The organism is Rhodococcus sp. Eu-32, assembly GCF_003336925.1.
GTDB lineage: Bacteria > Actinomycetota > Actinomycetes > Mycobacteriales > Mycobacteriaceae > Rhodococcoides > Rhodococcoides kyotonensis_B.
Window position 1 is genome coordinate 136,138 of sequence record NZ_QGNK01000007.1, and the last position, 20,319, is coordinate 156,456.

A 20,319-nucleotide genomic window follows, 5' to 3' on the forward strand; every position below is an offset into this window, starting at 1 on the left:
TATGCAGATTCCGCCATTGGGGAGAGCGATGACTGCCGACAACGAACTACTCCGCAAGTCCATGACGGGCGTCGGCCTGCTCGCCGGAGGCGCCAACGTGATCATGCAGTTGGCTCATCCCAGCGTCGGCTACGGCGTCGTCGAGAGCCGCGTCGAAAGCGGTCAGATCAACCGGCATCCGATGAAACGCACTCGAACGACGCTGTCGTATCTCGCGGTTGCCGGTATGGCCGACGACGACGTCAAGACGGCCTATCGGAGAGCCACCGACAGATCTCACGCGGCGGTGAGGTCGACCGCCGACAGCCCGGTGAAATACAACGCGTTCGATCCGAAGCTGCAGCTATGGGTCGCGGCGTGTCTGTATCGGGGATTCGAGGACGTCTATCTCGCGCTGTACGACGCGCCCGAGCCGGGCTTCATCGACGAAATGTACAGCCGCAGTCATGTTCTGGGATCGACGCTGCAGATGCCGGAAGACATGTGGCCTGCGGATCGTGCCGCGTTCGACAAGTACTGGGACGCCGCACTCGACGACGTGCACATCGACCCCACGGTTCGGCGGTATCTGTACGGCATCGCGTCCGCCACCTTCGTCAAGCCTGCTGTGCTGCATCCGTTGATCGGACCGTTCATGCGTTTCGTCACCACAGGCTTTCTGCCGCAACGATTTCGCGACGAGATGGAGCTGCCGTGGGACCCGGTGAAGGAGCGGCGGTTCGCGCTTCTGCTGCGAGTCCTGGCCCTGGGAAACCGGATGACTCCCGTCGCCGTGCGCCAGTTTCCGTTCAACGCCCTGCTCTGGGACGTGCGACGGCGAATGCGGTCGGGGCGGAAGTTGGTATAGGGCGCTACGCGCCACGTGCGCGCGAATGTATAGAGGGGTATACATTCGCGCGCACGGCGCCTAACTCAGATGATGCGGCTGCGGGTGCGTCTTGTGCGACCAGTCGGACCCCGTCTCGTCCTGGTGGCCGTGCCCGACGGGCTCGCACGCTGTTCCCGCCCGAACGACCTGGATCACGACGGACTTCGACGTCGGACAGTTGCTTTCCATCGCCGTCGAGTCCAGTGGCACGAGCGGATTGGTCTCCGGGTAGTACGCCGCCGCGCATCCGCGCGGGGTGTCGTACTCGACGATCCGGAAGTTCGACGCGCACCGCTCGATGTCGTCGTCCTCCCAGCGCGTAACCAGATCGACGAAGTCTCCGTCCTGGAACCCGAGTGCTGCGATGTCGTCGCGATGCAGGAAGACGACGCGTCGGCCACCCTCGATGCCGCGGTACCGGTCGCTCAGCCCGTAGATCGTCGTGTTGAATTGGTCGTGGCTGCGCAGTGTCTGCAGCAGCAGGTGGCCGTCGGGTACGTGCAGCACCTCGATCGGCGACGCGACGAATTCGCCCTTGCCGGACTCGGTTTCGAACGTCCGCGAATCGCGCGGGGGATGGGGAAGGATGAAACCGCCCGGGCGTCGAACATTCACTTCGTACCCCGCACACCCGGGTACGACGCGTGAGATGTGCTCGCGGATGAGGCGGTAGTCGTCGCGCATGCCTTTCCAGTCGATGCCGTACCGGTCACCGATGGCGGCCTCGGCGATGCCGGTGAGGATCGCGACCTCGGAGCGCAGGTGCTCGCTCGCGGGCTTCAGCGGTCCGCGCGACGAATGGACCGAGCAGGTCGAGTCCTCCACCGAAATCCATTGCGGCCCAGTGGCTTGTACATCTTTCTCGGTCCGGCCGAGGGTCGGAAGGATCAGTGCGGTGTCGCCGGTGACGAGATGGGACCGGTTGATCTTGGTCGAGATGTGAACGGTCATCGCGAGATTGCGCATGGCCTGGGCGGTGACGTCGGTGTCCGGCGTCGCCTGCACGAAGTTGCCGCCGAGCCCGAGGAAGAACTGTGCCTTGCCGTCGCGCATCGCACGGATCGAGTCGACGGTGTCGTGTCCGTGCTCGCGCGGTGGGTCGAAGCCGAACTCCTTCTGGATCGAGTCCAGGAAGTGCTGCGGGACGCGCTCCCAGATGCCCATCGTGCGGTCACCCTGCACGTTGGAATGGCCGCGCACGGGAAACAGACCGGCCCCCTTCTTGCCGATATTTCCCTGTGCGAACGCAAGATTGGTGACTTCCTTGATCGTCGCGACGGCATTGCGGTGCTGCGTCAGGCCCATGGCCCAGCAGAACACGGTGGCCTTCGAGTCGCGCAGCATCTTCGCGGCGTCGGTGATCTGCTCGCGCGTCAACCCGGTCGACGACGTGACGACGTCCCAGTCGACGGCGGTGACGTGCGCCTTCCATTCCTCGTAGCCGTTCGTGTGCCGATCGATGAAGTCGCGGTCGATGCAGTCCCATTCGACGAGCAGTGAGCCGAATGCTTGGAACAGCGCGAGGTCACCGTTGACCTTGATCGGCAGGTGCATGTCGGAGATGTCGGTGCCGGGCCCCACCATGCCGCGTGGTGTCTGTGGATTCTTGAAGTTGACGAGCCCCGCCTCGCGAAGCGGGTTGATCGACAGAATCTTCGCACCGTTCTGCTTGGCCTTCTCGAGTGCCGAGAGCATACGCGGGTGGTTGGTGCCGGGGTTCTGGCCGGCGATGACGATCAGCTCGGCCGCGTAGACGTCCTCGAGCGTCACGCTCGCCTTGCCGATGCCGATCGACTCCTGCAACGCGATGGACGTCGACTCGTGGCACATGTTGGAGCAGTCGGGCAGATTGTTCGTGCCGAAGGCTCGGGCGAACAGCTGGTACACGAACGCCGACTCGTTCGACGCGCGCCCCGACGTGTAGAAGATCGCTTCGGTCGGATCGGCGAGAGACTTCAGCTGGTCGCCGATGAGGCGGAACGCGTCGTCCCACTCGATCGGTTCGTAATAGCGCGCACCGGGCAGTTTCACCATCGGGTGCGTGATGCGACCCTGTTGGCCGAGCCAGTGTTCGCTGCGCGAATCGAGATCGGCGATGCTGTGCTCGGCGAAGAAATCCGGCGTCGCGCGTGTCGTCGTCCCTTCCTCGGCGACCGCCTTCGCGCCGTTCTCGCAGAACTCCGCGACGTGGCGATGGCCGGGGTCGGGATCCGGCCATGCGCAGCTCATGCAGTCGAATCCCTCGGCCTGATTGAGGTCGAGGAGGGTCTTCGCCGTGCGCACCGGGCCCATATGGCCCAGCGCGCGTTTCATCGACACAGCGACCGCGGTCGCTCCGGCGGCATGGGTCTTGGGCTTCTCGATGTCGAGATCGGCCTCGTCGTAGTCGCGTACGTCGTGTTTGCCGGCGCGCATGTGGATCCTCTCGCAGTCTTCGATCCGCGCCGAGAAGCTACCGTCCGAGGAGGCGGTCGACCAGGTCGACGTAGGACTGCTTCGCCGAGTCCTGGTCGGTGCCCTCCAGCTTCGCCCAGGCGTCGTACTTGGCGCGGTTCACCATGTCCAGTCTTCCCGGGCGCTTACCCGTGACATCCCCGTTCGAACCTTGTTTGTACAACGAATAAAGACTCAGCAGGTCGTCGTTGCTCGGCTTGGTCGTGAGCGTCTTGACGTCGATCTGGGCCTGCTGGAACGACGCATCGAGATCGGACATGGTGAGTGACTCCTCGGGTGTCGGCGGGCCTCGATCATGGCATGAAGGAGCCGGTTTTCCGGCCCGCTTCGGACACGAGTTCCACACAGTGGGCGACGAACTTCTCGCGTGGCACGGTGACGGTCCCGTCGAGATAGCCCGCGAACAACGCCGTCAGGGCGCCGACGACGCCCACCGCGACGAGCTGCGCGTCGTCGGCGTCTCGATCGGTGAGTTGCGCGCGTACCAGCTCTACGAACCCCGGCACGAGCGCGGCACCGCTGCCGCCGAGCGCAGGCTCGGACAGTGGGGCCAGGAGCAGGACACGTCCGACGGCCGGGTCGTCAAGCACGAGTTCGACGAAGGCTCGGACGGGTGCTTCGGCTCGCGCGTCGCCCTGCGCGTGTTCGACGGCTGATTCGATCGACGCGCGTGCCCGCTCGCCCACCTGGGCGTAGACGGCGCGGACGAACTGGTCGCGGTCGGTGAAGCTCTCGTAGAAGTACCGCTCGGTGAGCTTCGCGGCCCGACAGACCGCCCGCACGCTGACCGATGGGCCTTCGGGGGCGCCGAGCAGGGACGTTCCGACGTCGAGAAGCGTCGTGAATCTTTGTCGGCGGCGGTCGTCGATGCTCATCGCCGCGGCCATTGACTACGCATGTTGTCAGATCCTAGTCTGACAACATGCGTAGTCAGTCCGGTGAGGAGCGACCGGTGCCACTCGGCCCCGACTCGCTGACGTGGAAGTACTTCGGCGATTGGCGCGGCATGCTCCAAGGCGTGTGGGCCGGGTCGATGCAGAACATGCATCCCGGGCTGGGCGCGGGCGTCGAGCAGCACTCGAGTTTCTTCGACGAGCGGTGGGAGCGGCTGTTCCGCTCGCTCTATCCGATCGGCGGCGTGGTGTTCGACGGCGACCGCGCCGAACGGACGGCGCTTCAGGTGCGCGGCTATCACGCCGAGATCAAGGGGGTCGACGCGCAGGGCAGGCGCTACCACGCGCTCGACCCCGACACCTTCTACTGGGCGCACGCGACCTTCTTCATGGGCACGATCATCACCGCGGATCACTTCATGGGCGGCGCCACCGACGAGCAGAAACGGCAACTCTTCACCGAACACATCCAGTGGTATCGCCTCTACGGAATGAGCATGCGGCCGGTGCCCGAGACGTGGGAGGACTTCCAGGTCTACTGGAAGCACATGTGCTGCGACGTGCTCGAGGACAACAAGGCGACGCGTGACGTGCTTGATCTGTCTCGTCTCGGGCCCCCGCCGTTCGCGTCGTGGATTCCGAGGCCGGTGTGGTCGGTGCTGCGCATTCCCATCGCCCGCGGATTCGTCTGGCTGACCGTCGGAATGTACGACCAACCGGTGCGAGATCTGTTGGGCTACAGCTGGACCCGGCGTGACGAGCGGATACACCGGCTCGTCGGGAAGGCGGTGAACGCGGCGTTCGCGTTCGTGCCGCGTCGCTACCGCATGCATCCGCGCGGCCGAGCCGGATGGGACCGGGCGACCGGGAGGGTGGCGTCGGACAGTCCGTTGCCGGAAACGCCCGCTCGCAATCTGCCGCCGCTGTCGGAACGCGACGACCCCAAGCACTACAACCCGCGGGTGTAGCTCACCCGGTATCGGGTACCTGACGTCACATGCACAACGTGAGAACAGGATCCGGCAAACCTTTGGTGCTCGTCCATGGCCTGGGATCCAGTTTTCGAAACTGGGACCCGATCGTGCCCGCGCTGAGTGCGGAACGGCAGGTGATCGCCGTCGATCTTCCGGGATTCGGTCGGACGCCGCCACTGCCCGAGGTCACCATCGCGACGCTGACCGACGCGCTGCGTGAATTCCTCGACGCCGAAGGACTGTCCGACGCGGATGTCGTCGGCAGTTCCATGGGGGCCCGGATGGTGCTCGAGCTTGCCCGACGCGGCCACCGCGGCACCGTCGTATCGCTGGACCCCGGTGGTTTCTGGAACGACACGCAGGTGAAGGTGTTCGGTGCGTCGATCACCGCGTCGGTGGCGCTGGTCAGTCGGATTCAGCCGTTGCTGCCTTTCGTGACCGGCAATGCCGTGACGAGAACGCTTGCGCTGGCGCAGTTCTCGGCGGCACCGTGGAAGTTGCCGCAGGAGCTCGTAATGCGTGAGCTACGCGGGTTCTCCGACGAGGCGTCGCCCTCGCTGTCCGCCGCGCGCAAGGCTTTGATTCACGGGCCACGTCAGGAAGGTGCGCCGCGGGGTTCGCTGCAGGGCAAGGTGGTCATCGGCTGGGGGCGTCAGGACAAAGTGACGTTGCCCAGCGAGGCGAAGGTCGCGATGGAGCGGTTCCCCGACGCCGAGCTGCACTGGTTCGACAAGTGCGGGCATTTTCCGCACTGGGATCAGCCGGAGCAGACATCGGCCCTCATACTTCGGGCATGTGCATAGAAATACGTAACCCTCTATGTATTTCTATGCACATGCGACGAAGTCGCCTACCCCTCCCACCACGGGCGCAGCGGCACATCCGCCTCGCCCTTCGGGCCGAGCTTGACGCCCAGAACCTGGTGCAGCTGAACGACATTGCGCTCGAAGCCGAGTCGCGATCCGGCCATGTACAGGCCCCACACGCGTGCCGTTCCGACGCCGGCTTCCGCGACACAGGCATCCCAGTTGTCGACGAGGTTCTGGCACCACGCCTTCAGCGTCAGCGCGTAGTGCTCGCGTAGGTTCTCCTCGTGTCGCACCTCGAGGCCGACATCCTGCATCTCGGTGATGATGCGGCCCGAGCCGGTGAGTTCGCCGTCCGGGAAGACGTAGCGATCGATGAAAGCGCCTGCGCGAGCGTGGCTTCGGTTGTCCGGCCTGGTGATGCAGTGGTTGAGTACCCGGCCGCCGACGCGAAGCTTGGACTTGATCGACTCGAAGTACGACGGGTAGTTGTGCACTCCGATGTGCTCGGTCAGCCCGATCGACGACACCGCGTCGAACTCGGTTTCCGGGATGTCGCGGTAGTCGGAGAAGCGCACCTCGGCGAGGTCGGACAGACCCTCGTCGGCGATCGCCTTCTGCGCCCACGCGGCCTGTTCCTTCGACAGGGTCGCACCGATCGTCTTGACGCCACGGCGGGCGGCGTAGCGAACCATTCCGCCCCAGCCGCAACCGATGTCGAGCAGGCGGTCGCCCTCTTTCAGTCCGAGCTTGTCGAACACGAGGCGGTACTTGTTCTCCTGCGCCTGTTCGAGGCTGTCGTCGGAGGAGGTGTACGCCGCGCACGTGTACGTCATGGACGGCCCGAGCACGTACTCGTAGAAGGTGTTCGACACGTCGTAGTGATGCGAGATGGAGTCGGCGTCCCGAGTCTTGGAGTGACGCAACCCTTCTGCGATCCGACGCCACCGCGGTACGACTTCCTGCGGGGGAGGTGCGATGGGACGCAACAGATCCCAGCCGAGAGAGCGAGTGATCGACGCGAGGGTCAGTGCGCTGGGGCGCCGGAAATGTAGTTCGTCGCCCATCATGCGCAAGAGGTCGTACGGGTCGCCCGGATGGACGCCGATCGCCTCCAGGTCGCCCGAGACGTAGGCACGAGCCATGCCGAGATCGCCTGGGGCCGTTGCGAGATACGTCGTTCCGCGCGGGCTCTTCAAGTCGAGGCCGAGCGCAGCATCCTCCGGGCCAGCGGCGCTGCCGTCGTATGCGGTGAACCGGAGAGGGATGTTGCCGTCGGAAAGAAGTTCGAGAATTTCGGAGATGGTGAGCTTGTGCGCTCTTGCTGCGTCGCGCGTACCGGGTTCTTTGAATGTCGTCATTTTCTTTGCACCGCCTTCGAATACATGTCCAACAGACGTGATGTGGGGTCGTAACGCTTCTTGAGTTCCTTGAATTTCGCGCCGCCGTAGAGCGCGGCGAACTCGTTCTCGGTGTAGAACGCCTCCGAGTAGAGAGACTTGTGGCCACCGAACTCGGTCACCTTCTTCTCGATCGCGCGGTTCGCCGCACCTTCGGGCTCGCCGGGGACGATCGGAACCGAGGACCAGAAGCCGACGTTGACGTAGGTTCGCTTCGGTTCGAGGGGGTACAGGGGCCACGGCCGGGCTGCGTCGGCGCCGGGTGCGGCGGGTTCGCGAAGTCGCAACGGGCACAACCACAACGGCTCGATCGGGATTTCGTCCAGGAACCAGTGCACGAACGCGGCGGTGTTCTCGATCGGCACTTCGATGTCCTGCACGACGCGTTCGCGCGGTGGGTTGCCCTTGCGTGCCTCGAGGCGGTCGGCGATGTCGTACTTCTGGTCGAGTCCGATGAGCTTCCAGTAGAAGCTGGAACGGCGGTACTTCGTCGGCCAGAAACGTCGAATCCTCGGATTCTGCGTTCCGAACGCACGCGAGCACCAGAACCAGTCGGTGTCCCACCGCCACAGGTAATCGTGGATCGTGAGTCGATCGGACTTGGGCGTGCTGCCCGTGTGTTGAATCGAGCGGTAATAGATCTTCGAGCCGGCGTGGTAGTCGCTCACCGGACCGGGTGCGGCTGTCTGCACGCCGAGCGTCAGGTAACTCTCGGTCGCGGAGAAGACCACGCCGTCGAGATAGTGGACGGCGATGCCGTCGTACTCCCGCTCGGTGGCGATGCGGTCCATCGTGGCCTGCATCGTCTCGAGGTCGTCGAAACGCACGTGCCTCAGCGCTACGTACGGCAGGACGGGTTCGAGGCGAATCTTCAGCCTGGTGGCATAGCCGAGCGTGCCGTACGAGTTGGGGAAGCCCCAGTACAGCTCGGAGTTCTCGCCTTCTGGTGTTGCAGTGAGGATCTCGCCGCTGCCGGTCAAGATGTCCATCTCGAGGACGGATTCGTGGGGCAGGCCGCTGCGAAACGACGTGCTCTCGATGCCGAGGCCGGTGACCGCACCGCCCAGGGTGATCGTCTTGAGCTGGGGGACGACGAGAGGAGCCAGGCCGTAGGGAAGCGTCGCGTCGACGAGGTCCTCGTAGGTGCACATGCCCGCGACATCTGCGGTGTTGTCCTGAGGGTTGACCGAGATGACGCGCGACAGGCCGGACACGTCGAGGCCGGGCGCGTTCGCGACGGCCCGCTTACGGAAGAGGTTCGACGTCTTCTTCGCCAGCCGAACCGTCGCATGGGAAGGAATGGCGCGATAGCTTCCGAGTAGCTGCTCGACCCCCGCCCGATGCGCCGCGAAGCCGGTTTCCCTCGGCTCGGGCCTTCGTCTCATGAACCCTCTCGCTGAAGCCACAGGAAGACGCTATCTCCACGGGTCGCTCGGAGCCACCGCGATTGCTGCGCGCGGGGGCAAATTTCACTCAAATGTTGCTCCGTTCGCGCTGCATAACGGTGCAAAAGCGACAAATGGTTGCGTTCTACATCTTTTTCGTCGCGCTGAGAAATTTTCGCCGTGAACCATCTCACATCGCTACATCCGTTCGTAGCCGAGCGACCCCTCCTGAAGGCAGGATGGAAAACGGACATGTTCGCTCGGTACGCACAAGGAGATTCGCCCGTGGCACAGGTAAGCGCCGGCAGTTCCATCACCCTCGCTCAATCGCCCGATCAGGTGTTGGCAGCGCTCACCGACTACGAGACGGTTCGACCTCGTATCCTGCCCGAGCAGTACCTCGACTACACCGTCCTCGAAGGCGGTCAGGGCGCAGGCACGGTTGCTCAGTGGACCCTGCAGGCCACGTCGAAGCGTTCTCGGAACGTCAAGGCCACGGTCAGCGTCGACGGTTCGACCATCACCGAGCGCGACGCGAACTCGTCGATGGTGACCACCTGGACCGTCGCGCCGTCGGGATCGGGCAGCGAGGTCACGACGACGACCGAATGGAAGGGCGCAGGCGGCATCGGCGGCTTCTTCGAGAAGACGTTCGCGCCGCTCGGTCTGAAGAAGATCCAGGCGCAAACGCTGGCCAACCTGGAGAAGGAAACCCGCTAACGCTCGTCGAACCGCGGGTCGCCGATCACAGCGACCGTGCCGACGACGGCGGCCCGCATCGACCACTCGAAGTCCGAGTCCAGACTTCGACTCTCCGCATCCACGCCCAACGGAATCACGCTCAGGTCGTCTCTGGCCACCATCGCAGGCTGGTTCTGCCGCCTGTCCGGGGTGTGGACGAGTTCGGCCAGCGCGATGGCGTGTTCCGCCACCGTCGCGACCGCCCACACCGCCTGCGTGGGGCTCAGGTCGTACTGGGTCGCGTACCGTTGCTGCACCGCGTCGATCTTCGCGAGTGCATGGTGCGACCCGGCGCCGATGTTCACCAGGTAGTGCGCGATACCGGGATGCCCGTGAACGAGCCGACGTAGATCGATGGCGAGGCGCATCAGAGCGTCGCGCAGCGATTCGCCGTCCGCGGGTGCGGGGAAATCCCACCGCCGCAGGATCTCCTCCGCGACGAGATCCTTCACGGCGTCAATACCGTCGATGTTGTTGTAGATCGCGACGATGCTGACCCCGAGCTTCTCGGCGAGCGTCTTGACGGTCACCTTCGGCAGCGTCAGTTCGATGCCTGCCGCCGTGATCGTCTCCGGGGTCACCCGGCGTCGGCGTCCGGCGGCGGGTCGGATCTCGGCCTGCATACACAAAGCATACGAGTACCCCGGCTGGTGCGAGGGCGTCGCCGAAGTTTAGCCTTACTCAAGTAGTGATGACTTCCGGGAGGTGGGTCATGACGGTTCCAGAATCGGGACCGGGCTTCTACGAGCCGGCTCTGCGAACGCTTGCCGTCAGTCGGCCGCGGCCAGGGGTGCTGCGCATGACGTCGATGGTGACGCCGACTCGTCATGCCGCCGACTGGGACGCGCTCAGCATCACGGAGTGGCTGCAGTTCCCCGGCGTTCCGTCCCTCGACATCACGGTGCGGCAATTCGACGCCGACCGCGGCATCCTGGACATCGAATTCAGCCCCAGCCTCGAGAACACGATCATGCAGCGCTGGCTCGGATCGATCGAGGTCGGTTCCTCGACGCCCATCGGCGGGCCCAGAGGCAGAGGTCTTCCGAACTTCGAGAGTGGTCGACGCGTCCTGCTGTTCGCCGACGAGGCGTCCGTGCCGGCAGTGCGCGCAATACTGCAACAGTGGCCTGCGTCGGTCACCGGCACGGTCTGGTTGGACACGCCCCACCCCGCCGCTGTCGCGGAACTACCCGTCGTCGACGGCGTCGGCGTCGTCAGCTTCCATGTCGGTATGGGGTTCGATCCGTTGGTGACCGCAGCCAGGCGCTGCGACATGGACTCGACCACCACCGTCTGGGCGGCCGGTGAGCGTTCACGGATGGACGCCATTCGGGCGGTCTGCCGGGACGCGGGGCTGTCCGCGGACGATACGAGGATCTTCGGATACTGGTCGGACGACAGGCGTGGTCGCCGCGGCTAGGGGCCGGGAGTGGAGCCTGCAGGAACGACCCCTATTAGGCTGAACCCGACAGTGCGACGAGAGGATTCTTCAGTGCAACCCGGTGAGCAGCCAGACATCGCGTCGATCATGCAGCAGGCGCAGCAGATGCAGCAGCAGTTGATGGCCGCGCAGGCGGAGATCTCACAGGCGGAGGTGTCCGGTCAGGCCGGCGGGGGTCTCGTGCGGGCGACCGTGAAGGGCACCGGCGAATTGGTCGGGCTCACGATCGATCCGAAGGTCGTCGATCCCGACGACGTCGAAACGTTGCAGGATCTCATCATCGGAGCCGTGGCCGACGCGTCGAACGCTGCGCAGTCGGTTGCGGCGGAGAAGCTCGGCCCTCTCGCGGGTGGTCTCGGCGGCGGTTCGCTCGGCCTTCCCGGCTTCTGAGGACGGACACGTGTACGAAGGTCCTGTTCAGGATCTGATCGACGAGCTCGGCAAGATGCCGGGCGTCGGCCCGAAAAGCGCGCAGCGCATAGCCTTTCACTTGTTGGGCGTCGAACCGCCCGAGGTGGAGCGGCTCATCAAGGCCCTGCAACGTGTGCGTGACGGCGTTCAGTTCTGCACGGTCTGCGGCACGGTGTCCGACAAGGAGCTGTGCCGCATCTGTGCCGATCCGCGACGCGATCGCAGCATCATCTGCGTCGTCGAGGAGCCGAAAGACGTTCAGGCAGTCGAACGTACACGCGAGTTCAAGGGTCGATACCACGTCCTCGGCGGCGCACTCGACCCGTTGAACGGCGTCGGACCGGACCAGTTGCGCATTCGAGAGTTGTTGATGCGCGTCGGGAATCAGGACGACGGCGTCGACGTCGCCGAAGTCATCATCGCCACCGACCCGAACACCGAGGGTGAGGCGACGGCGACGTATCTGGTGCGCATGATGCGGGACTTCCCGGGACTTGCGATCACCCGGCTGGCCTCCGGGCTGCCGATGGGTGGGGACCTGGAGTTCGCGGACGAGCTCACGTTGGGGCGCGCGTTGACGGGTCGTCGAGCGTTGTAGGCGGCTTCGCCGCCCGTGCGCGCGAATGTATAGCGGGCTATACATTCGCGCGCACGGGTGGGTTGTCCACAGGCTGTGGATAACCCCGGTTTTTCGACCGTCCGAGAGGACGGCGTCGTGCATTCTGTGCCGCATGAAAATCGCAACCACCGCGAGTCGGCAGCAACTTCTGGATTCGCAGCACGGGCTGCTGACAGCACGTCAGCTGTACGATCTGGGATGTCGACCCGAGTCCATCAGGCACGCAGTCGAATCCGGACAGTGGCTGCGAATCTTCCGCGGCGTCATCTCGCTGACGAACGGACCGCTCACCCGGGATATGAAGTTGTCGGCGGCACTTCTGTATGCAGGGCCGAGTGCCTTGCTCAGCCACGAGACGGCAGCCGAAGAGTGGCGATTGCAAAGACCAGCAGACGGTCCCGTTCACGTCACCGTCCGATACGGAGCGTCGGCGGTCAGTCAACCTCCGACGATGAGGCAGTCGACAGCACGACCGACGTCGGCGTCCAATTCGATGATCCACCCGGGCGTCGTCGTACATCGGTCGCGAGCACTGAAGCACATCGGCGTGGACGTCGATCCCCGTCGGACCAGCAAGGTGGATACTGCGCTGGATCTGGCTGTCGCAGAACCCACGTCGCGAGCCGCGTCGATCCGGCTGGTGTCCACGATGTCGGCGGGGGCAATCTCCGTCGACGCCATGCGACGCAAGATCGAGCATCGACGGCCGAGGCGCTACGCCGCGATGATCGCGGACACCCTGGACCTTCTCCGGAATGGGGTGCACTCGGCGTTGGAACACCGATACGTCCTCGATGTCGAACAGGCGCATGGGTTGCCTTCGAGCGCGCGCCAGGCGCCACATCACGTCGACGGGCGGACGCTTTTCGAGGACGTCCTGTACGAGGAAGTGGGACTCATCGTCCGGCTGGACGGTCAGGCATTCCATTCGGCGAAACAGCGTCGCTTCCGGGATCGACGGCGCGACAATGCCGCAGAACTCGGTGGCCTACCTCGTCTCGTCTACGGGTGGGACGAGGTGACGAAGGATCCGTGCGGGGTGTACACCGAGGTGCGGGCGGTGCTGGTCAGGGAGGGATGGGACGACACGTCGTTTCCCTGTGAGCGGTGCGCGTCGTGAGTGCGAATGTATAGAGGGCTATACATTCGCGCTCACGTGCGGCGAAGCCGCTCTCTCCGAAGCTGCGTGACTTCCTCGAGCTCCAGGGGAGCCAAGGGCGACCCCGTCGCCTTCTCCAGTAAGTAGTCCGCCAACTGCGGATTTCGGGCGAGCAACGGACCGTGCATGTACGTGCCGATCACCGACCCCTGTACGACGCCTTCGCGCCCGTCGCCGACGCCGTTGCCGATTCCGCTCACGACCTTGGCCAGCGCACCGGCGTCGGGACCCAGAGTCGTTCCGCCGCGGTGGTTCTCGAATCCGGTCAGCTTGTCGGTGAGGCCGTCGAGAGTCGGCTCGGAGATGACCTCACCGATGGAACGTACGTCCTGCGGCGACGTCGTCACGTCGAACAGCGAGATGCCGTCGACGCGTTCGCCTGCGGACGTCTCGTACCAGTGACCCAGGACCTGGATGGCCGCGCAGATCGCCAGTACCGGAACGCCGCGAGCCGCTGCGTTCTGCAGTCCGGGGTACTTCGTCAGATGTCGGGTCGCGAGCCGTTGCGCCGAATCCTCGGCTCCGCCAAGGGTGTACAGGTCGAGCGATTCCGGCACGGGATCGTTCAGCGTGATGTGCACGACCTCGGCGTCGATGTCGCGCATGCGCAAACGTTGTTTCAGCACGAGCGCGTTTCCGTTGTCGCCGTAGGTGCCCATGACGTCGGGCAGTACGAGTCCGATGCGGACGGTGGACTCAGACATCGTTCACCTCGCGTGCGAGTGCGCGCCCGAGATCACGGAACGCGGTGTAATTGGCGAGCACCTCGACGCGCCCGGGCGGACAGGATGCGATGGCCTTCAACGGATCTGCGATGGTCGTGTGCTTGGATCCGGCGTACAACAGTCGGACACCGAGATCGGTGGCCCGTTCACCGGATGCGACGACCGCGACGTTCTCGAAATGTTCGAAGCGAACGTCCCACAGCCACGACAGGTCCTCGCCGTCGGGTACCTGCCCGTTGACGGCGATGACGAGCCCGTCGACCGTCGGATCGATCATCGACAGCGCTTCCTGCCAGCCAGCGGGGTTCTTCGCGAGAAGCATTCGGACGGAATGAGATCCGTACTGCACCGTCGAATAGCGTCCGGCGACTTCGTTCACCGTGGACGCCGCGCGAACGGCATCCTCCGGAGTCGCTCCCAGCGTGACGGCTGCGGCGACGGCCTGAGCTGCGTTGCCGCGGTTGGCTTTTCCGGGTAGTGCCAACGACATCGGAATCTTCAGGCCGTCGGGCCCGTAGAGATTGTCGTCGTCGAGCCACCAGTCGGGAGTCGGCCTGGCGAAATCGCTTCCTGTCGAGTACCAGTGCTCGCCGTCCCAGATGATCGGCTCGCCGGTGCGCGGGCAACTGACCGAGTCGCCTGCCCAGCCGCCGCCCGCGGCCACCCACACCACGTTGGGAGCGTCGAATGCCGCGGACGTCACCAGGACGTCGTCGCAGTTGGCGATCACGACGGACTCCGGATGACGGGCGAGCCCTGCCCGAAGCTTCCGCTCGATCATGTTGATCTCGCCGACGCGGTCGAGCTGGTCGCGGCTGAGGTTCAGCAGCACGACGGCAGCGGGGGAGACGGCGTCGCACACGTGCGGAACGTGGAGCTCGTCGACCTCGAGAGCCGCGAGCGGCGCGTCGATGTGCGCGTGCAGCGCCGCGACGATCCCGGCGTCCATGTTGGCGCCGTCGGCCTGCGTTGCGACCTCACCGAGCGTGGAGAGCGCGGCTGCGGTCATACGCGTCGTCGTCGATTTGCCGTTCGTGCCGGTGACGACCACTGTGCGACGGCCGGAGCCGAGCCCCGTCAGAATGTCGGGATCGATCTTCAGGGCGACCAGCCCGCCGATCATCGACCCCTTGCCGCGGCCTGCCTTGCGCGACGCCCATGTGGCGGCCTCCGCGGCCTTCAAAGCCAGCCGGCCGCGCGCGCCTATCGCGGCCTTGCGCTCACCCGTTCGAACCATGCGCCGAGTCTGGCACAGACCTGTCCGGCAGCTCTCGTCGGAAGGTGGCTCAGCCGGGGAATCAGGCCGATGACGAGGGGAAGATCACGCCGGTGGGGCGGACGAGCGCGGTCAGGTGTACGCCGTCGCGCGACTGGTCGGAAGAGCCTCCGGCCGTGCCGCCTTCTGCATTCCTCCCAGACATCCGGCGATCACGACAGCGCCGCCGATCAACGACAACGGGCTCGGTTCCTCGCTCAGGAACAGCCAGGCACCCGCGATCCCGACGACGGGCACCAACAGCGAGAACGGTGCGACGACGCCCGCCTGGTGCCGGCTCATCAACATCGTCCAGAGTCCCGAACCCACCAGCGTTCCGAACACGGCGATGTAGCCGATCCCGGCCAGGGCCTGCCATCCCTCGGGGCTGAACGCGTCCGCAAGCGCGACCCAGCCCGTCGTGGGTCCCTCGGTGATCGCCGACAACGCCAGCATCGGGACGGGCGGTACGACGCACATCCACAGCATGAGCCGCATCGGTTCCCCGGGAGTGGGGTGACCCGACCAGGTCGAGGCAGCCAGCTTGTTGCCGAGGTTGCCGAATGCCCAGCAGAGGCCGGCGAGCAGCGTCAACAGGACGGGAAGCAGTGTTGCGGCCTGGGCGCGGTCGTAGCCGATGAGCGCCATGCCCGCTATCGCGACGGAGATGCCGAGAATCTGACGCCTGCTGATGCGCTCGCGCAGGAGGAGGGCGCCGAGGACGACCGTGAACGGCGCCGACGACTGCAGGACGAGCGACGCGAGCCCGGTCGGCATCCCCGCGTTCATTGCGCTGAACAGGAATGCGAACTGAAGAACCCCGAAGCCCACGCCGTAGAGCAGCAGCCACTTGATCGGCACCTTGGGCGGACGGACGAAGAGCAGCACCGGTACTGCGATGACGAGGAATCGCAGAGCGTTGAAGAAGAACGGAGGGAACTGATCGAGTCCGACGCGTATGGCCAGGAAATTCAGGCCCCACAGGACGGCGACGAGGATACCGAGGCAGCGGTCGCGGGTGTTCACCCGTTCATCGTCAGGTCTACCCACGTGTCAGCACAATCGAATGTTGCGACACCGACACTTAAGATTCGCTACATGAACGTCGAGCGCCTGCGAATACTGCGCGAACTTGCCGACCGCGGAACCGTCGGTGCCGTCGCAGTCGCATTGTCTCTGACGCCGTCGGCCGTGTCCCAGCAACTCAAACTGCTCTCGAAGGAGGCAGGGGTCGCATTGCTGGAACCCGACGGGCGCAGACTCCGCCTCACCGACGCCGGCCATGCCCTCGTCCTTCGGGCCGACGAGGTTCTCGGGGCCTTGCATCGAGCGACGGCCGAAATGGAGTCGTACAGTGCGTCACCGAAAGGGCGCGTGCGCGTCGCGCTGTTTCCGTCCGGTGCCGCTCTGTTGCTGCCGGGGGTTCTGGAACGCCTGCGAGACAGCGGGACTCGAGTGGTTGCGCGTGACGAGGACCTACCCGCGTCGTCGGTGCCGGCGCTGCTTGCCGACTACGACGTCGTACTCACCCATCGCGACGATCGAGCACCGGCAACCGCTGCCGCGCGCATCGAAGTGCAATCCCTGATGCGTGAGCCGATCGACCTCGTGCTTCCGCCGAGTCATTCTTTGGCGTCGAGGCAGTCGGTCGACTTGCGCGAACTCGCCGACGAGCACTGGATCAGCGTCCGTGGCGGTTTCCCGGTCGACGACGTGTTGCTGTCCGTCGCCGCGGCAACCGGGGTGCAGCCTCGTGTAGTCCAGCGCATCAACGACTTTCGGGTCACCGAGGAATTGGTGGCGCGAGGCCACGGGGTCGCTCTGCTGCCGCGTTATGCCGTCGTGCATCCTGCGCTCGTGCGTATTCCACTGTCGGGAGTGCGTGCAGGCAGGATTTACGAACTCGCGACGCGACCCCGTGCTCGCGAGCTGCCGGCCGTGAGCGCGGTGGTGGAGGCGTTCGAGGCGGAGGCTGCGCGTGTGCACGGAAATCCATAGTCCTCCAAGTGTTTTCGTGCACGTGCTCTGAGCGTCAGCGAAGAGCCTTCTCCTTCAGCTGCGAGAACTCCTCCTGCGAGATGGTGCCGTTGTCGAGGAGTGTCTTCGCGTGCGCGATCTCCTCGGCGGACGTACGGCCTGCCACCTGCTTGATGTATTGGTCCTGCTCGTCTTTCGCGTGCTGGACGGCGGCCACCTGCCGCTTCGTCATGTCGCCGCCCTTGACGATGATGTAGATCAGCGCGGTCAAGAAGGGCGCAACGATGAGGAAGAAGATCCAGATCGCCTTGACCCATCCCGACGTCTTGTGGTCGCGGAAGAGGTCCCCGATGATCGAGAACAGCACCATCAGGTAGGCCACGAACGCGAAACTCACGATTACCAACCAGAGAAAATCCCAGAACGAGTCCACGGCTTCCTACTCCATTCCGCTGATAGTGAATCCAGACAGCTCATCGTGGCTCGGGCGCGCAACATGATCATCATCCGAAACAGGTGAATTCACCCGCGCCGGATGATGCGCAGGCGCAGGGCGCGGAGAAGCATCGTGACAATGAACGAGACGACGTTCGACGTGGGTCCAGTGGGCGTTCTCGTGGTGACGTTTCCCGGCGATCGAGCCGATCCCGCCGTTGTCGCCGCGCTGGCGCAGGTCGTCGAACAGCGTGTGATCACGCTGCTCGATCTCGTGTTCATCGGCCGCAGCCTCGACGGATCACTGCGGCAGGTCGATGTCGACGAGGCGCTCGACGACGTCGGTCTCGAAATTCTCTCGCTCGAGGCGAAAGCTCTGATCAGCGACGAGGACCTCGACGTCGTACGGGACACACTCGAGCCGGGCACGTCGGCGGCGATACTCGTCTACGAGCAGACATGGGCGCGCACGCTGTCGCATGCGTCGCGCGAAGCCGGAGGAGATGTGGCGCTTCACGTCCAGATCCCCAGGGAAACAGTCGAAGTCGCGCTCGCGGCAGCACTGGTGTAGGAGGCAGACGATGGTGTTCGGACGCGGCCGCGTGGGCAGGCCGGGACTCCTCGGAACGGTGGCGCGCACGGCGGTGGTCGCGGGAACCGCCAACGCGACCAACAACATGATGAACCGCCGCAGGCAGGAGCGCGAGCAGCCGCAGCAGCCGCCCCGACAGGCTCCCTCACCCGATACGGGAGACGACCTCGTCGGCAAGATCCAGAAACTCGCGGACCTGCGCGACCAAGGAATTCTCGACGACGCCGAATTCGCGAAGGCGAAAGCCTCGCTGCTCGGCACCTAGAGCACCCCGGGGGCGGTGAGATCGGAAGGGCCCTGTATCAGCCGATTTCGGCGGATACAGGGCCCCTCCGGTGGTGCTTACTTCAACGCGCGATTGACCGCCGAGACGACTGCGCGCAGGGACGCCGTCGTGATGGAGGTCGCGATGCCGACGCCCCAGACGGTGACGGCATCGCCGTCGGGTCCGGTGACCGAGGCTTCGACGTACGCGGCGGCCTGGGCGTCGTCGCCCGCCGACATGGCGTGCTCGGAGTAGTCGAGGACGCCGATGTCGTAGCCGACGGTGGAGAGGGCGTCGACGAAGGCAGCGAGCGGTCCGTTGCCGTGGCCGTTGATGTCCTGTTCGACGCCGTCGATCTTCACCGTTGCGACGATCTGGTCTGTGCCACCGTCGGTTTCGGCGGCGATGACCTTCTGCTTGATGCGCTCGAGCGGTCGGATCGGGCTCAGGTACTCGTCGGCGAAGACGTCCCACATCTCCTTCGGCGACACCTCGCCACCCTCACCGTCGGTGATGCGCTGAACGGCCTGCGAGAACTCGATCTGCAGTCGACGCGGCAGCGCGAGACCGTGATCGGACTTCATGATGTAGGCGACGCCGCCCTTGCCCGACTGCGAGTTGACGCGGATGACGGCTTCGTACGTGCGTCCGACGTCCTTCGGGTCGATCGGCAGGTACGGAACCTGCCACAGAATGTCGTCGACGTCCGAATCCTGCTCGTCCGCAGCAACTTTCATCGCGTCGAGGCCTTTGTTGACGGCGTCCTGGTGGCTGCCGGAGAACGCGGTGTAGACCAGGTCGCCGCCGTAGGGGTGCCGCTCGTGCACCGGCAGCTGGTTGCAGTATTCGACGGTGCGGCGGATCTCGTCGATGTTGGAGAAGTCGATCTGCGGGTCGATACCGCGCGTGAACATGTTCAGGCCCAGAGTCACCAGGCATACGTTGCCGGTGCGCTCGCCGTTGCCGAACAGGCATCCCTCGATACGGTCGGCGCCTGCCTGGTAGCCGAGTTCGGCTGCGGCGACACCGGTTCCGCGGTCGTTGTGCGGGTGCAGCGACAGAATGATGCTGTCGCGACGGTTCAGATTGCGGCTCATCCACTCGATGGAGTCCGCGTAGACGTTCGGCGTCGCCATCTCGACCGTGGCGGGCAGGTTGAGGATGATCGGCTTCTCGGGCGTCGGATCGATGATGTCGACGACGGCGTCGCACACCTCCTTGGCGTACGCGAGCTCGGTGCCGGTGTACGACTCGGGCGAGTACTCGTAGCGCCAATCGGTGTCGGGGTAGTTCGCGGCGACCTCGAGGCACTTGCGTGCGCCGTCGGTCGCGATCTTCTTGATGACGTCGCGGTCGGCCTTGAACACGACGCGACGCTGCAGGATCGACGTCGAGTTGTAGAAGTGCACGATGACGTTACGTGCGCCCTCGCAGGCCAGGTAGGTGCGCTCGATCAGCTCGGGGCGGCACTGCGTCAGGACCTGGATGGTCACGTCGTCGGGAATGGCCCCGTCTTCGATGATCTCGCGGACGAAATCGAAGTCGGTCTGGCTGGCGGACGGAAACCCGACCTCGATCTGCTTGTAGCCCATGCGGACGAGCAGATCGAACATGCGACGCTTGCGCGCCGGGCTCATCGGGTCGATCAGCGCCTGATTGCCGTCACGCAGGTCGACGGCGCACCACTGGGGTGCACGGTCGGTGACCTTGTCGGGCCACGTGCGGTCGGGGAGCGTGACGGGCTCTACCTCTTCCGCGAACGGCCGATAACGGTACGTCGGCATCGACGAGTTCTTCTGTGTGTTCCACACAGGCTGGTCGCTGGGCGCGGGGCGCGACGGCGGGGTGATGGTGCGCGATCCGGACGTGAATGCGTCAGCTGGTGACATGGTCTCATCTCCGAGGTTCAAAGCTGATTT

At 65.0% G+C, this 20,319-nt stretch carries 22 protein-coding genes; 11 read left to right on the forward strand and 11 right to left on the reverse strand.

The annotated features are described in order from the left end of the window. Positions 1-28 precede the first annotated feature (28 nt). Positions 29-847 carry an oxygenase MpaB family protein gene (locus tag DK926_RS10945; protein ID WP_114330423.1) on the forward strand — a complete coding sequence of 273 codons (819 nt, stop codon included), beginning with the start codon at positions 29-31 and terminating at the stop codon, positions 845-847. A 60-nt stretch (positions 848-907) separates the two neighbouring features. On the opposite strand, the gene DK926_RS10950 is transcribed toward DK926_RS10945, so the two are convergent. The 3 genes from DK926_RS10950 to DK926_RS10960 are packed head-to-tail and all read right to left on the reverse strand — an operon-like array spanning position 908 to position 4,197. Then, the gene (locus DK926_RS10950; RefSeq protein ID WP_114330424.1) at positions 908-3,283 is read right to left on the reverse strand and encodes an FdhF/YdeP family oxidoreductase; all 2,376 of its coding nucleotides are present in this window, start codon (positions 3,281-3,283) and stop codon (positions 908-910) included. Positions 3,284-3,320: 37 nt separating this feature from the next. Beyond that, on the reverse strand, positions 3,321-3,581 hold the full coding sequence (locus DK926_RS10955) for an acyl-CoA-binding protein (RefSeq protein WP_114330425.1): 261 nt from the start codon (positions 3,579-3,581) through the stop codon (positions 3,321-3,323). 34 nt (positions 3,582-3,615) lie between these two features. Then, positions 3,616-4,197 (reverse strand): TetR/AcrR family transcriptional regulator, encoded by a 582-nt coding sequence (locus DK926_RS10960; RefSeq protein ID WP_114330510.1) that lies wholly within the window; start codon positions 4,195-4,197, stop codon positions 3,616-3,618. Positions 4,198-4,244: 47 nt separating this feature from the next. Here DK926_RS10960 and DK926_RS10965 point away from each other — a divergent pair, with 47 nt between their 5' ends. Next, a complete protein-coding gene (locus DK926_RS10965) occupies positions 4,245-5,183 on the forward strand; it encodes an oxygenase MpaB family protein (RefSeq protein ID WP_114330426.1) in 939 nt (312 codons plus the stop codon). Between the two features lie 29 nt (positions 5,184-5,212). Then, entirely contained in the window at positions 5,213-5,992 is a 780-nt protein-coding gene (locus DK926_RS10970; protein ID WP_114330427.1) for an alpha/beta fold hydrolase, read from the forward strand. A gap of 47 nt (positions 5,993-6,039) precedes the next feature. Here DK926_RS10970 and DK926_RS10975 read toward each other — a convergent pair whose 3' ends face one another. Then, complete coding sequence (locus tag DK926_RS10975) at positions 6,040-7,356, reverse strand: class I SAM-dependent methyltransferase (protein ID WP_114330428.1); 1,317 nt, start codon at positions 7,354-7,356, stop codon at positions 6,040-6,042. Continuing rightward, a complete protein-coding gene (locus tag DK926_RS10980; protein WP_114330429.1) occupies positions 7,353-8,780 on the reverse strand; it encodes an FAD-binding oxidoreductase in 1,428 nt (475 codons plus the stop codon). Before DK926_RS10980 ends, DK926_RS10975 begins: the two co-directional genes overlap by 4 nt. 285 nt (positions 8,781-9,065) lie before the next feature. On the opposite strand from DK926_RS10980, the gene DK926_RS10985 reads away from it, so the two are divergent. After that, the gene (locus DK926_RS10985) at positions 9,066-9,500 is read left to right on the forward strand and encodes an SRPBCC family protein (RefSeq protein ID WP_114330511.1); all 435 of its coding nucleotides are present in this window, start codon (positions 9,066-9,068) and stop codon (positions 9,498-9,500) included. Here the strand turns inward: DK926_RS10985 and DK926_RS10990 are convergent. Continuing rightward, on the reverse strand, positions 9,497-10,144 hold the full coding sequence (locus DK926_RS10990) for an HTH domain-containing protein (protein WP_114330430.1): 648 nt from the start codon (positions 10,142-10,144) through the stop codon (positions 9,497-9,499). The two genes, DK926_RS10985 and DK926_RS10990, sit on opposite strands and share 4 nt — an antisense overlap. Before the next feature lie 89 nt (positions 10,145-10,233). Between DK926_RS10990 and DK926_RS10995 the strand changes: the two genes are divergently transcribed. From DK926_RS10995 to DK926_RS11010, 4 genes are all read left to right on the forward strand, one after another. Further along, positions 10,234-10,941: a siderophore-interacting protein gene (locus DK926_RS10995; protein ID WP_114330512.1), complete on the forward strand. Its 708-nt coding sequence runs from the start codon at positions 10,234-10,236 to the stop codon at positions 10,939-10,941. A gap of 72 nt (positions 10,942-11,013) precedes the next feature. Then, the gene (locus tag DK926_RS11000; RefSeq protein ID WP_068423505.1) at positions 11,014-11,352 is read left to right on the forward strand and encodes a YbaB/EbfC family nucleoid-associated protein; all 339 of its coding nucleotides are present in this window, start codon (positions 11,014-11,016) and stop codon (positions 11,350-11,352) included. Between the two features lie 10 nt (positions 11,353-11,362). Continuing rightward, the gene (gene recR / locus DK926_RS11005; protein WP_068423503.1) at positions 11,363-11,971 is read left to right on the forward strand and encodes a recombination mediator RecR; all 609 of its coding nucleotides are present in this window, start codon (positions 11,363-11,365) and stop codon (positions 11,969-11,971) included. A 133-nt stretch (positions 11,972-12,104) separates the two neighbouring features. Continuing rightward, the gene (locus tag DK926_RS11010) at positions 12,105-13,112 is read left to right on the forward strand and encodes a type IV toxin-antitoxin system AbiEi family antitoxin domain-containing protein (protein ID WP_114330431.1); all 1,008 of its coding nucleotides are present in this window, start codon (positions 12,105-12,107) and stop codon (positions 13,110-13,112) included. Between the two features lie 32 nt (positions 13,113-13,144). Here the strand turns inward: DK926_RS11010 and DK926_RS11015 are convergent, their stop codons facing one another. The 3 genes from DK926_RS11015 to DK926_RS11025 form a co-directional block, all read right to left on the reverse strand. Next, on the reverse strand, positions 13,145-13,855 hold the full coding sequence (locus tag DK926_RS11015; protein WP_114330432.1) for a glutamine amidotransferase: 711 nt from the start codon (positions 13,853-13,855) through the stop codon (positions 13,145-13,147). Continuing rightward, positions 13,848-15,113, reverse strand: a complete 1,266-nt coding sequence (locus tag DK926_RS11020) for a Mur ligase family protein (RefSeq protein ID WP_068423500.1) — start codon at positions 15,111-15,113, stop codon at positions 13,848-13,850. Before DK926_RS11020 ends, DK926_RS11015 begins: the two co-directional genes overlap by 8 nt. Positions 15,114-15,224: 111 nt before the next feature. Further along, on the reverse strand, positions 15,225-16,157 hold the full coding sequence (locus DK926_RS11025) for an EamA family transporter (protein ID WP_114330433.1): 933 nt from the start codon (positions 16,155-16,157) through the stop codon (positions 15,225-15,227). Positions 16,158-16,229: 72 nt separating this feature from the next. Here DK926_RS11025 and DK926_RS11030 point away from each other — a divergent pair, with 72 nt between their 5' ends. Then, positions 16,230-17,129 carry a LysR family transcriptional regulator gene (locus tag DK926_RS11030; RefSeq protein WP_114330434.1) on the forward strand — a complete coding sequence of 300 codons (900 nt, stop codon included), beginning with the start codon at positions 16,230-16,232 and terminating at the stop codon, positions 17,127-17,129. A gap of 34 nt (positions 17,130-17,163) precedes the next feature. Here DK926_RS11030 and DK926_RS11035 read toward each other — a convergent pair whose 3' ends face one another. After that, positions 17,164-17,541, reverse strand: a complete 378-nt coding sequence (locus DK926_RS11035) for an SHOCT domain-containing protein (protein ID WP_114330435.1) — start codon at positions 17,539-17,541, stop codon at positions 17,164-17,166. Positions 17,542-17,682: 141 nt separating this feature from the next. Between DK926_RS11035 and DK926_RS11040 the strand changes: the two genes are divergently transcribed. After that, positions 17,683-18,114, forward strand: a complete 432-nt coding sequence (locus DK926_RS11040) for a DUF6325 family protein (protein ID WP_114330436.1) — start codon at positions 17,683-17,685, stop codon at positions 18,112-18,114. A gap of 10 nt (positions 18,115-18,124) precedes the next feature. Continuing rightward, a complete protein-coding gene (locus DK926_RS11045; protein ID WP_068423494.1) occupies positions 18,125-18,400 on the forward strand; it encodes an SHOCT domain-containing protein in 276 nt (91 codons plus the stop codon). Between the two features lie 77 nt (positions 18,401-18,477). Here DK926_RS11045 and leuA read toward each other — a convergent pair whose 3' ends face one another. Then, positions 18,478-20,289, reverse strand: a complete 1,812-nt coding sequence (gene leuA / locus DK926_RS11050; protein ID WP_068423641.1) for a 2-isopropylmalate synthase — start codon at positions 20,287-20,289, stop codon at positions 18,478-18,480. Positions 20,290-20,319: the final 30 nt, after the last annotated feature.